The 12,618-nt window shown below is 44.8% G+C and carries 9 protein-coding genes; 4 read left to right on the top strand and 5 right to left on the bottom strand.

Going from position 1 to position 12,618, the window contains the following annotated elements; genetic code table 11:
* Positions 1 to 110 precede the first annotated feature (110 nt).
* Together N480_RS04870 and N480_RS04865 are read left to right on the top strand one after the other, a co-directional pair.
* Entirely contained in the window at positions 111 to 1,340 is a 1,230-nt protein-coding gene (locus tag N480_RS04870) for a FlxA-like family protein (protein WP_063371423.1), read from the top strand.
* 216 nt (positions 1,341 to 1,556) lie between these two features.
* Positions 1,557 to 1,946, top strand: coding sequence for a YbaN family protein (locus tag N480_RS04865; protein ID WP_063371422.1), 390 nt, complete (start codon positions 1,557 to 1,559; stop codon positions 1,944 to 1,946).
* 2 nt (positions 1,947 to 1,948) lie between these two features.
* Here N480_RS04865 and N480_RS04860 read toward each other — a convergent pair whose 3' ends face one another.
* From N480_RS04860 to N480_RS04840, 5 genes are all read right to left on the bottom strand, one after another.
* Positions 1,949 to 3,070, bottom strand: coding sequence for a cytochrome-c peroxidase (locus N480_RS04860; RefSeq protein WP_063371421.1), 1,122 nt, complete (start codon positions 3,068 to 3,070; stop codon positions 1,949 to 1,951).
* A 65-nt stretch (positions 3,071 to 3,135) separates the two neighbouring features.
* Positions 3,136 to 3,363: a hypothetical protein gene (locus N480_RS04855; RefSeq protein ID WP_063371420.1), complete on the bottom strand. Its 228-nt coding sequence runs from the start codon at positions 3,361 to 3,363 to the stop codon at positions 3,136 to 3,138.
* Positions 3,364 to 3,373: 10 nt separating this feature from the next.
* Positions 3,374 to 6,103 carry a TonB-dependent receptor plug domain-containing protein gene (locus N480_RS04850; protein ID WP_063371419.1) on the bottom strand — a complete coding sequence of 910 codons (2,730 nt, stop codon included), beginning with the start codon at positions 6,101 to 6,103 and terminating at the stop codon, positions 3,374 to 3,376.
* The gene (locus N480_RS04845) at positions 6,103 to 8,883 is read right to left on the bottom strand and encodes an Ig-like domain-containing protein (protein ID WP_063371418.1); all 2,781 of its coding nucleotides are present in this window, start codon (positions 8,881 to 8,883) and stop codon (positions 6,103 to 6,105) included. The genes N480_RS04850 and N480_RS04845 overlap by 1 nt, the downstream gene beginning before the upstream one ends.
* Before the next feature lie 168 nt (positions 8,884 to 9,051).
* Positions 9,052 to 11,292 (bottom strand): TonB-dependent receptor domain-containing protein, encoded by a 2,241-nt coding sequence (locus N480_RS04840; protein WP_063371417.1) that lies wholly within the window; start codon positions 11,290 to 11,292, stop codon positions 9,052 to 9,054.
* Between the two features lie 221 nt (positions 11,293 to 11,513).
* Here N480_RS04840 and N480_RS04835 point away from each other — a divergent pair, with 221 nt between their 5' ends.
* Positions 11,514 to 11,954, top strand: coding sequence for a DUF4920 domain-containing protein (locus N480_RS04835; RefSeq protein ID WP_063371416.1), 441 nt, complete (start codon positions 11,514 to 11,516; stop codon positions 11,952 to 11,954).
* An 8-nt stretch (positions 11,955 to 11,962) separates the two neighbouring features.
* Entirely contained in the window at positions 11,963 to 12,517 is a 555-nt protein-coding gene (locus N480_RS04830; protein WP_063371415.1) for a PepSY-associated TM helix domain-containing protein, read from the top strand.
* The last annotated feature ends 101 nt before the right edge of the window (positions 12,518 to 12,618 follow it).

The following is a 12,618-nucleotide window of genomic DNA, read 5'->3' as shown; positions in this document are numbered from 1 at the left end:
AAGCCACTTACAAGCCGACAAAAGATGCAAACTTCCCCAATTTGCACACATATATTTTGTACGTTAGGCTTGCGCCTTTGTTAAACCTCATCCCTCGGATTATCTAACCCATGTCAAGAAGTTCCAGACATACTTTAGCCCTGTGCAGCACACTTTTGATGGTTCCAACCGTCGCATTATCAAACACCGATGAGCTCTCTGAATTGAAGCAGCAACTTGCTATGTTGCAGCAAAAAATTGAAAAAATCGAACAACAACACACAGAGCAAGCAGAATCCGATCCGGGTATCAAAGTGGGTGGTGCAATTCGCGTAAACTACTCAACCAACTCCTATGATGAAGATGCTAAAAACCGAGGCGGAGATTTTGATTTTGATGTATTTCGCTTTAACTTTTCAGGCGAAGTTGCAGACATCGGGCTAAATGCCGAAATTCGTTTCTTCGATTATATGAGTGTCGTTAAATATGCCTATCTCGATTATGATGTGACATCACAGTGGCAAGCACAACTCGGGTTAACCCAAGTGCCATTTGGCAATGACCCGTACAACTCACATAGCTTCTTTATGAGCCCCAACTATTTTGTCGGTTTAGAAGATGATTATGATATGGGCCTAGTGATGAAGCGTAAAGTTGCCGACAACTGGCAACTGGATCTGGGTTTTTTCAAAAATGATGAGCTTGGCGGGATTGATGGGTATGTAGAAGACCGCAAAGACCGCTATTCAATCGATATTGTCGGTATCAGAGATGCAAACGAAGGGCTCTATGATGCACCTAAAGCTCAACTAGCTGAGCAAAATACCTTTGTTGCGCGCTACCATTACCATCTAGAACATTTTGCTGGCTCAACCGCACTGGGCATGTCAGTACTGAGTGGTGGACTGCATGACGGCCAATACAGTGCAGGTGATTACCAAGCTTGGGCACTGCATATGAACAGCCAATTCGGAAACTGGCACTTGCAGCTACAGCACGGTAAATATGATTACCAGCTAGATAATATAGATAGAATAGCAATTGCTGCGAACGCAACTTACGACACCATGCCGACTGAGGCCACGATGTCGAGTGCCAATATCGCCTATAACTGGTCCGTCAATTATGGTCCCGTTACACATCTACAGCTATATAACGATTTTGGTACCATCTACAATAAGTCAGATAATTCTGCAAACACTTGGATGAATGTGACTGGCGTCGCTGTTACCGCAGGCCCCATTTTCTCATACATTGACCTTGTTCACGCGAAAAACCAACCATTTGTAGGGGGGACTATCTCTGGACAAAGTGAAGATGTTGAGCGCCGCTTCAATATCAACATTGGCTACTACTTCTAGCCCTTCATATTGTCATGCAAATTCTCCATATTTGCATGACATTCCACACCCAGCTTGTTATATCGGAATAAATTACTGCGCTTTTCGTCTATAATGGAGAAGCAACTGCTGTTAAAATAACATGTGTTCGATTTTGTATTATTCGTATGTTTAAGCGAGTGATCAGACTTCCGCAGGTGCACAGGTCACTTTTTAACACAGGAGAAACAGCCCAGTATGAAAAAGCTCTTCAATCGCTGTTTCTGGTTACATGCTGCGGGCATCATTTTTGTAGGCTTAGGTTTTATCGGTATGGCGCTGCCCGTTATGCCCACAACCATCTTTTTTATTCTTGCACTCGCTTGCTTCTCCCGTTCATCACCAAAGTTTGAAAACTGGCTACTGACTCATCCCAAATTTGGCCCTTCACTTATCGCTTGGCGAGAACATCAAGTTGTACCACCCAAAGGCAAATGGGGAGCCGGTATTGGCATGCTCATTGGCTATATTTTATTGTGCTTAAGCCAAGCCCCTTGGTATGTTCTGGTGATCGTGGCCATTATCGAAGTTTCTGTACTAGCTTACCTACTCACACGTCCTTCACAGCCACCGGTCACCAACACTTAAATTTAGCGCACGATACCTGCACTCGAATATGGGGTGAGCGCTTCCATAAATGCCACCAGCGCTTGTCGCTCTTTTTGAGTTAAAGAAAGCGGTTGCAGCAAAGGCGAAGTAATTGGTGCGAGTGGATCTTCAGGATCTCCACTAAAACGAAAGCCCCCCGCGTTATAGATTGCCATCACGCCTTCCATGTCTGCTAACAGCCCATTATGCATCCAAGGTTTGCTATTCATAACACCGCGCAAACTAGGCGTTTTAAACTTCCCTACATCACTTGCTTTGCCCGTTACCAAATAGCGCCCTAAATCTTCATACTCGCGCTTATAGTAGGTCAACCCAATATTGTGAAAGCCATTGTCACTAAGCAATGGACCATTGTGGCAGTTCATACATCGAGCTTTAGTTCTAAAAAGGTGCAACCCCCATAACGCTTGATCGCTGAGCTTTTGACTATAGGCCTTTTGCATACGCGGGTTTGCTTGCGTTTTTGCCAGTAAAAAGTAATCAAAATCAGAACGTCGTGACACAATCGTGCGCTGGTATGTCGCCAATGCCTTTGCCACGTGCTCAGCGTTAATTGGTGTCGTATTAAAAGCATGCTTAAATGCTGACACATAATCTGGATCGTCATTCAGTCTTGCAACCATTTCTGGCAATGTGAAGTTCATTTCTAGCGGGTCTTGAATAGGCATGAGCGCTTGTTGCTCAAGGCTGTTTGCGCGTCCATCCCAAAATAGCGTATGCCAAAACGCCGCATTCTCAATACTGGGGGCATTGCGCTTGCCCGTTTGCCTGTTGTGACCAAACGAGACGGTTCTGCCATCAGCCCAGCCAAGGTCGCGATCATGACAGCTCGCACAGGCAATCTGCCCAGAGCGAGATAGCTTGGGGTCAAGAAAAAGTCGTCGTCCTAACTTGGCTTTGTCACGACTAAACGGGTTCGACTCAGGATGAACAACGCTTGGTAAAAGACCCAATTCACGGTGCTCAACACCTTCACTGAGCTCTGGTTTTGGCCAGTTTGTGGGCGCTTGGTGATACCAGTCTCGCAACGTTTTAAAGTCTACGTCAGCAAATACGGCTGGAGAAACAACCAAACAAAAAGTAATTAGAAAAACTTGATACATAGGTGACTTAGTAGTGATAGCGGTGCGCTAAAATAAGCACACCGCGAAGGCTTGTATAAATTGCGTTACTTGACGCTCAGCGCTCTAGGCTCTGCGGCCAATAGTTTTTGCGCTTCTAATTGTTCAATGGCATGTTTGCTTACTTCAAGGCATACGGCCGTATCTTCTTTTCTCGCTTCGCTTAATTGGCTACCCAACTCGCCAAAACGTTCGAATTTAATTGCATGAACATCTTCACTTGGTTGATAACAAAGCTGTGCGATAACTGCCACGCCTAACATTGAAATGGACATATTTTTTCCTCTAAATATCTAGTTTCACCCCTAACCAAAAGCGTCTGCCAACTTCAATACCGGTCGACAAGGGCGCAATGATATAGGTACGTTGATTAAATAGGTTTTCAATCTCCAAACTGAGACTAAGTTGATACTGCTGAGTATTTAGCAACATATACTTGATGTTGCTATTGACCGTCGTGACGCTGGGCCGGCGTCGTTCAAAGTAAACCGGATAGGCTTTTTGAGCCGGGCTGCAAGTATCACAAATACTATTAGCTTGGCTTGCGTTACGCGTATACGACGCCTTGTACATAACATCTTGTGCAGCGCTATAGCGTGCCATCATAGATATCTGCCAATTGCCAAAGTGACCACCCCAACTGATATTGGCGATAATTGGACGATTAAAGTCTTGCTTTTGCAGCTCCAAATCATTGAGGCTCATTAAGTGGTAAACAGTTTCAACTTCCTCTTTGGCAGTCACTCTTTCTACCGCTAAAAAAGCCAATTCATCACTATCAAAGGCGTCATTGGCCACTTTTTTTTCGCCACCTACGGACAGGGTTGGATCTCCATCAAAAGAAACCGGGTCGATTTCATTACTGACTTTAGACAAGTTAATTTCTATGTGTTGGTTATCATATCTGGCCATCCATGATGCACTCAGTCTTTTATAGCGATACGCGCCCTCGTTGCCAGCAAATAACGTCGCTTGACCTACTTCATTATGGCCTTGTATACGGTTAATTCCATCTCGGCCAAAGCGATTAAGCCACTTCAGTTCCAACGTGCCACCTAATAACTGGTGGCGATAAGCTAGTGCCAACTCATCTGTATACGGTGTTCGAATGCTGCCATATTGATAAACAAAGCCCCGTGACACTTTCGAGGGCAACCACTGCGACAAACGACCATTCTGTAAATGTCTTACCTCAAAATGGCTAGGCTGCTTTGCTTCATTGAGCTTGTAATCTAACTGATCTTGGCTGTAATACCGGTTAGCACCAAAGACCCACTGCCCTTGATCAGAAAATACCGACCAATTACCACGAAAACGCGGCGCAAAGTTGTGGTTTTTAACAAAGTCGTTGTAATCATAACGGCCACCGACAGTGATTGTTAAATCTCGCCATTGCCACTGGCCTTCCGCATATGCGCTGAGATTATTAATTCGCGCACTGGCATCACCCTTGGGGTTCAACTCTCTATACGCGAAAAATTGCCCACTCTGCATTACATTATTGCTCAGTAGCAGTATATCCTCAGGCTGCGTTAAATCGAGCTTACGGCCCAATTGCGCTTCAAGTTGAGATACAGGAACCCTGTATTGCGTTTCAACACAATCAATGGTGTAGCCAGAACAATTTACTTCAGGGCGCACCACTGCACCATTGTATATAATGGCTTCTTCGAGGCGGTTAAACTGTGCAAATTGCTGCTTAAGTTCAAAGCCAAGTTGCCAACTCAATGCACTGCCAAGTACGGAACCATAATCAAATTCATAGTCTTGACTAAACGACAGTGTATGTTGAGATTTTTCAATATCGCCAAAGCCGCCCTCTAGGCTAGACTCATAACCCAATTCACCGCCCCAAGACTTACCAGGCAGACTGGTCCATGCAAACCAATAAGGTGCCGTATCTTTATTATTCTCGCTGGCTCGCCAGTTCAGTTGAGAATCCATCGTGCCCCAGCTGCGCTGTGCCGACCATTTTAAATTGAGGTTGTAGCCTCCTCCGTCAACAATATAGTCACTATTGACGGCGTTTTCGCTGAAGTACTCCCCTTTAAACGGTGAGTAACTGGCACTGACCGTTAAATCATCATTGGCGGTCAAGGCATGGTCAAGTTTTATGAAGCCGTTATAGTTCGTTTGTTTTTGCAATCGCAAACGCCCTAATTGGAATAAAGTCTCCTGCGATTCCAACATATTGAATTGCGCGACCAGACTAGTATCCGAGCCTATCGGTGCTTTTACATATGCACCAATATTGTGTTTTTTGAAATCTGGCTCTGACAACACATCTTGGCCGTCGTACCAAGGAGAGTAAAACCGTTTATATTCAACTGCAGACTTGTTGGTTCCTCTAAACGAGAGACCAAATTGCAAATCATCCCCGGCTTTCACAGTATCCGCTTCTACAACACCACCACTAAACTGGCCATATCGAGCCGGAATATTGCTATCAAACACTTCAATACTGTCCACCAGATCCAGATTCACAAACGTCTCTTGACTATGACCCATAACATCTTGTAAATAATTGCGATTTTCGCTGTTCTGCTCATTACCGAGTAGTGAGTTATTGTTTACTCCATCAATAAAGTATCCGGACTCTCGCCCACCAGCCCCCGACAGGGATACCTCCGCTGGGCGAATATTACTCAACTGCTCCGCACCTAACATCGCCTCTGAGTATTGCACCCCAGGTAAAATTCCCAAGATATCGGTTAGATTGCCGTTACCCGATCGATAATCTCTCAGCAGCTGACTATCCAAGGTATATGAACCTTCACTTGAAATCGATATGGGGTTCGGCTTATCACCCCTTACTTCAATTTGCTCAATGTAGTCGCGGCGACACCGCTGTGCATCGTCCTTACAAGCGATGTAACGGCTGTCCTCAATCAGCGTTTCCGCTTCTTTTTGCTCTTGCAGCGCTGTACCAGCTAGAGGTTCGTTTTGTGCTGATGCAAATCCGGATATGAAGGGCAGCAGCAAGCTGCCAGCCCTTGTTGGTGTAAATACCTTCATTATTGGCGCTTGCTGTCTAATGGGTAAGTATCTTGCGCGTCTTCTACGCCATCATTGTCACTATCCGTGTCCAGCATTAGGCCAGATGCTGTTATCATCTCTTGCGTCGCATGTTCTGCAAAGAAGTTAACCAGCCCGTCACCGTCGGTGTCTACATGTGCAATCGCAGAGTGCTTAAACGCATCTTGAGTTGCATAATGCAGGGACACGCTAGTAAGAATACCGTCACGCTCCACATCACCCAGTATCGCATGTTCAGACAGTTCAAGTGCACGTTCAGGCTGTGCCAAGCGCACCAGTTGTGAAGAGAAGTTTGTCAATGCAATGATACGCTGTTGCTCAAGAGTCTCCTCTAGGTCATCAATATGCGCGTTGATTAGGCTCGTCCATGCGTTGCGCGCTTTTTGGATAGTCGCCGGATAATCAGCATGCATGCCAGCTAACTGTTCAATTTCGCCTAAATAACCAACTTCTGATCCTTTCGTGCGGAGGTAATCAAATGCTTCGTAAGTTAACGTAAAGCGTAAACTCGCATCTAACGTGGCATCAAACTTTTTAATGCGCGCAATAGCTTGCTCAAAGTAAACTAAGCTCGCCGTTAATTGTTTACCAGCAGCAAGTGCTCTAGCTACACGTAGCATGTACTTGCTCGCTTCATCGTCTTGCGCTTGTGCAATCTCCGCATCCAATAACTTCAGCATCGCTGTTTGCTCACCTGCCAACGCAAATTCGCCATAGTATGGTAGTAGATTAATCTTTGCATCAATGCGGTCATCAAGCTCAATGTCTGTGTCTGTCACATACAACTCAGATGCGATTGTGTGACACGTTAGCAATGCAGACTGTGCCGCAGTCTTGTACTGTGTATCCCCTGTTAACTGAGCAATACTGAGATACTGACCGATGATTGTTTCGCACCCTGTGGCACCCGTCGTAAGCGCGGTCGAGTGTTTGTTTGCTTGCAGATACTCATCGCTACTTAAAATGTCTAACCCCGCTTTTAAGTAGGCCGCAGCATCCGAGTAAAACCCTTGCTCTTTGATGTAAATTGCCGCACCCGGACTATTGATATTGTATGAAATCAAGTCAACAAATAAGGCGCGCATTTCACGTCCTTGCTCGTTTTTAAGCAGCTCCGCTAACACAGCCAGTTTATCTTCGCTGTTTCTTACTTTAGCCAACACAGCAGCGCCATCAGCCTGATCTTTAGCCCAGCCATACTTCCAATCTGTGGTCTCAAACTTACCCAATAACAGATTCACATCTTTTTCTGGATAGAGCAAAACAAAGCGAGGAATGGCATCGATCAAGCCAAACGGATATTCGTCCATCGTGACATCGGCATACTCATCACCCTCTAAAACATGGTTTTCGTCATACCCCACAATGCCGTATAGCGACAACATTTTCGCCAAAATTGGTTTGGCTTTTTCAAATTCGTTGAGGTTTGTGTAATGGTCAATCACAAAAGCCAAAGCCACTTGTAATATTGAGTGGTAAGGCTTGCCTTCATTGCCGTTTAGGTTGTTTCTAGCATAGCTAACAGGCATCTGTAGTGCATAACGATAAAGCCTTTCTAGCTGCCCATTCGCAGCTTGCCTGTCAGTGTCGTTCAGGCTACTTTGCCATGTGCTAACGAGATCACCGGCATGATCTGAAAATGAAAAGTAAGTGCGCATGGCTGCTGTAGAGTTACCCGCAATCACAGAAGAAAACGCGATATCTAGAATGTTATACGCCTGATCAGCGAGTTCCTGTTGGCCAGAGCGCTGATAAGAATACGCCAACGTAGTGTAAAAGCTTTGGTCCTCACCATAAAAGTTTGTAATCCCTTTAGAGGCCATATATTCCGTGTAAAGCTGGTTAGCTGATTGTCTCAATGTATTGGCTGCATCAAGCTTACCTTGCTCAATATACGCATTTGCCACATACAACTTAGCCCAAGCTAAATCTTGAGACTGCGTTATATTGTCTTCAGAAAGGGCTTTGTCCACTTCGTTCTCTAATCCAGCAATTGCAAAACCTCGTGCAATATTTGAATAAACCTGCCCTTTGTTGATGTCGCTACTGAGCTTTTCTGCCTGCACTTGTGCCTTGTTTAAGTGCGACTCATCACTGGCAAAATAGTAATACGCACGGTCCGTGTTACTTGTTAGACCCAATGTGATCTCTAACTCTTTTTCGACACTGCCACCCTGTGCATCTGTTACGACAACCACAACGCTGTCAGTTGCCGCCGATAATTGTGCTGGTGTGTACGTGACTGCACCGGTTTGTGCATCAACCACTAATTCACCATTTTTCGGTGCCGTTTTGATGCTGTACGTGAGGCTATCTCCATCCACATCACTTGCGTTTAATTGGCCGACTTTAGTCTCCCCACCAAGCACTTGTAACTTATCCTGCTCGATGACAGGCAAGTCATTTACAGGACTGACAGTCACACTCACTGTTGTCTGCGTGGTATTTTGACCGTCACTGACAGAGATTTTAAAACTGTCTTCACCATGATAGTTTGCTTCTGGTGTATATTTTATCGCACCACTCTGTGCATTTACTTCAACAATCCCGTGCGCTGGCGCATTGGCCAAAGCATACGTTAAAGACTGCTGCTCTTTATCAGTCGCCGATATGGTCAAGCTTTGTGTGCTGTCTTCTTGCAAAGAAACTGTGTAGTTTTGACTTGAAAAAGTAGGCGCTGAATTACTGTCTGAGCCACTTGAACCACACCCGGTTGCCAACAACGCGGCAATTGTTACTGATAAAAATTTCAACTTCATAGTTAGGTCCTGAATAAAAAATACGCGCAGATCCTAATAGAAACAATTATCATTTTCAAATGTATTTATCTTTGCATTATTTTATTTTTTGTGGCTAATTGTTGCATTTATGTTTAATTGGGCAGGAAATTACCCACACATTTCATTGCATGTGTGGGATTTTTATTATCAGAACGTATAACTTAGAGTCAGTTTATAATTACGACCAAGCTCACTAGGATCGCTCGCCTCTCCTGCTGGTGCACGAACATAGCGCTCATCGGTTAGATTATCGATACCTGCTCGAACCACTAACTCGGATAAACTACCCGTACCTTGATACTTCGCCGTGAGATTAAAAAGCTGATAGGAGTCAGTACCATAGCCTCGACTTAGGTAAAATTCAGTCAACCGTCGTTGAGCGCGATAAGCCAGCATTTGTGCACCCAAGTCCAAGTTATCCAGTACCTGATATTGCAGGCTGAGATTGAGCTTATCTGCTGGCGCCTCAGAGTATGGCTGCTTATTGGTATCAACTGTGCCGAGGAAAAAGTTTGGTACCCCATACGCATCCATGTTGATAGTTGAGTAGCCAACGTAACTGGAGAACTTGCCCAGTTCATAGTGCATTTCAACTTCCCAACCGCGACTGATCAGCTTGCCGATGTTCTTTGCACTGTAATCCCGATGCGTCGCAACCGGCACCCCATTGGCAGGCTCTGGCCCAGGTGAGCCCTGCTGCTTTTCACCACTGCTATCGTAATAGTACATAAAGGGCACGTTATCGATAAAGTTGATAATCTCATTGTCAAAGTAAATCACTTTTAGCTCAAAGGAGTCGCCCCAATTCATTTCATCCACAAAGACACCAAAGCCACCTTCTAGGTTTTCAGACTCCTCTGGCTTTAAGTCCGGCTGAGGCTCGTAATAGCAAAACTTGCCGCCGATATGACAGCGCCACTCATCTTTTTTGTATAGCTCTTGCGCCGAAGGAGCACGGAATGCTTCGCTATATTTTGCATATATATTAATGTGTTGGGTAGCTTTGAAGGTCAGACCAAGCTCATTGGACAGCTCACCGTCGTCATGCTCAGCAAACTGCGTATAGAGATCATTACTGCGCTTGTAGCTGTCATAGCGAACGCCCGCTGTCATTAAAAGCTTGTCGTTCAACAATGACACCTGATCTATCACTGACAGTGACAGGTTATGGGCATCGCTGTCACCATACTTCGTAGTGACACCTTCATCTGGCGCAAACTCGGATTGGCTAAACTCTTCGTAGTCATAATTGAGTTCCACTGCAACTTGATGGTCAAAGTCGTGGCTCAAGTCAAACAGGTTAGCCAGCCTTACTCCATAACGCTTGGTGCCGCCTTGTTTGTGACGAGTAAAGTCAATTTTACGCTCGCCACGCGTGATGTAACCTATCGTTTGTTTCTCATAATCTTTGTCTGAGTACACAAGCTGTGCGTCGAAATCGATATAGCGGTTATCTGGCTGATAAACGTAGGTCGACGTTACTTCAATGTAGTCGTTGTTAAAGTCTTCACTGAGTGTCGGATAAGCAAGCCCATAACTGGCATTTAACCTATAAGGCTGATCATCAGAGCGTGTTTCAGACCAGTCGACTTTGCTCTGCACGCTATGTCCTTTACCGATAAACCACGTATTTTTTAACGCGATGTTTTGACGCTCTGAGTCATTTTTGATCTTATCTAAGCGCGCAACGTCATCGATTTCTTGCTCGTCGGTACTCTGTGCATTCGAGCCAACGACATCAATGTCGGAGAAGGTCACGCGACTCATGTGTAGCACAGTATCCATATTGTCGCTTAGAGAAAATAGCGAGCCTGACACGAAGTTACTGTCCGAGTTACTTTGATGTGTCAGTGTTAATTGTGAACCGAAGCCCGTCTGGCCACTTAGGTAGTCACTGGCATCTTTGGTTACTAATCGAATACTACCACCAATGGCCCCCGAGCCCACAGTGAGAGAATCAGCACCTCTCAACACCTGCACCTGTTTTAATTGGCTTGGGTCAATACCCAAACTGTTGATTGCCGTAATATTTTCATTGCCATCAGATTCAATTTTACGCTTTACATTGTCCACAGAAATATGAATGCGTTCGCCGTATAAACCTCGAATACTGGGTTGCGTGGCAAGTGGCGTAACACTACCTGAGAGCTCGACACCAGGAATTTCCCGCAAAATTTGCGCTAATTCGGCTTGCTGGCGTCGTGACATCGCCTCGCTATCCATAGCAGTGATCGAGCCTGCAGCGTCTTTGTTGATGACAGATAACTTGTGGCCGTGAACTTCAATCACATCGTCTATTTGGTTTGGTTTTGTTGTTTGCGCATAACTTACAGACGCATTGATCGCGCCCAAAACGCCAATACTGAGCGCAGAAAGAGTGAGTTTCATGTCCTTATTCACCTAGTTTAAATGATAATAATTATGAATCGCATTTGAAATGCGCGATTAGAATAATTAAACTAAGCGCTTAACGCAATAAGCAAATAACTTATAGTTATAAATAAATCGGAACACGCAAACTAAGAAAATAGCGTGAGTAATTTACAATCACTTCGATTTTAGCGTAACTTAAAACACCTCAAAATTTGATTCACGAGAAAGGGGACACTATGAAAACAAGTTTAATATCAGCTATTTTTTTGCTAACGCTGACGATGAGTATGGACGCAAACAGTAAAACGTATAATGGTGGTGCTGACAAATCAAAGCTGTTACCCATTTCATCCTTGCTCAAAGATGCACAGCGCTATACCACCGAGTCTGCGACCATTGCAGGCACCGTGACGCGGGTATGCCAAAAACGCGGCTGTTGGATGCAATTGGCCAGTGATGAAAAGTTTCAAACACTGATGGTCAAAGTACGTGATGGTGATATGGTATTCCCAATGACCGCTCAGGGGAAAACAGCGTATGCAACCGGTACATTAAAGCTCATCCCTTTATCTTTGGAGCAGACCAATCAAAGGCGTCAAGCGCAACAGTTAGCACCCGTTGATAAACCAGAAACCTTACACCTGTTTACGCCAGTCGCCGTGACAATTGAGGACTAAGGTTTAATATGTCTTGGTTTAAACTCAATCGCAGCTTACATCGCGACATTGGCTATTTTTGTATCGGCATGACATTAGTATTTGCTATCTCTGGTATTGCGCTTAATCATATTCATCAATTTAACTCTAATTACCAAGTATCTAGAGAAAGCCATACAATCCAGCTAGACAGTGACCAACTCGAAACCCCCGAATTCGAAGCTAGACTCCTTCAAAAACTCGCACTATCAAATCCTGTTAAAGCACGTTTTTGGCAAGATAGAAATACGTATAAACTCTTTTTGGAAGACACCACTCTGTACTTAAATCCACACACAAACCAAGTCTTAGTAGAGCAAGTAAAACCACGATTTTTACTTCGCCAACTGAACTTTTTGCACCTCAATGAAGCAAGGGCAGCTTGGATGTGGTTTTCAGACTTCTATGCACTCTTACTGATCTATTTAGCTCTGTCATCGTTATTTATGGTGAAAGGTAAAAAAGGCGTATGGGGCCCAAGAGGGCTGCTAGTCATAGCGGGGTTTGCCGCACCAATCGGGTTTGTGGCCTTTTATTCGAGTTAGACCTAGGCGCGTCCAACATAGTGCAAGCTGTAATGGTGTGTAATAACACTCTTCAATCTCACTGACTAAATTAAAAGCTAGGGTGCTGACATTGTGCGCAG

The organism is Pseudoalteromonas luteoviolacea S2607 (genome assembly GCF_001625575.1).
Taxonomy (GTDB): domain Bacteria; phylum Pseudomonadota; class Gammaproteobacteria; order Enterobacterales; family Alteromonadaceae; genus Pseudoalteromonas; species Pseudoalteromonas luteoviolacea_E.
Note: the sequence above shows the minus strand (reverse complement) of the source record. Positions and strands in the feature narration are given on the sequence as shown.

Excerpts from the sequence above, each read along its gene's own strand:
- N480_RS04855 (WP_063371420.1), bottom strand. The coding sequence starts at position 3,363 with ATGTCCATTTCAATGTTAGGCGTGGCAGTTATCGCACAGCTTTGTTAT.
- N480_RS04840 (WP_063371417.1), bottom strand. The coding sequence starts at position 11,292 with ATGAAACTCACTCTTTCTGCGCTCAGTATTGGCGTTTTGGGCGCGATC.
- N480_RS04845 (WP_063371418.1), bottom strand. The coding sequence starts at position 8,883 with ATGAAGTTGAAATTTTTATCAGTAACAATTGCCGCGTTGTTGGCAACC.
- N480_RS04830 (WP_063371415.1), top strand. The coding sequence starts at position 11,963 with ATGTCTTGGTTTAAACTCAATCGCAGCTTACATCGCGACATTGGCTAT.
- N480_RS04865 (WP_063371422.1), top strand. The coding sequence starts at position 1,557 with ATGAAAAAGCTCTTCAATCGCTGTTTCTGGTTACATGCTGCGGGCATC.
- N480_RS04860 (WP_063371421.1), bottom strand. The coding sequence starts at position 3,070 with ATGTATCAAGTTTTTCTAATTACTTTTTGTTTGGTTGTTTCTCCAGCC.
- N480_RS04850 (WP_063371419.1), bottom strand. The coding sequence starts at position 6,103 with ATGAAGGTATTTACACCAACAAGGGCTGGCAGCTTGCTGCTGCCCTTC.
- N480_RS04870 (WP_063371423.1), top strand. The coding sequence starts at position 111 with ATGTCAAGAAGTTCCAGACATACTTTAGCCCTGTGCAGCACACTTTTG.
- N480_RS04835 (WP_063371416.1), top strand. The coding sequence starts at position 11,514 with ATGAAAACAAGTTTAATATCAGCTATTTTTTTGCTAACGCTGACGATG.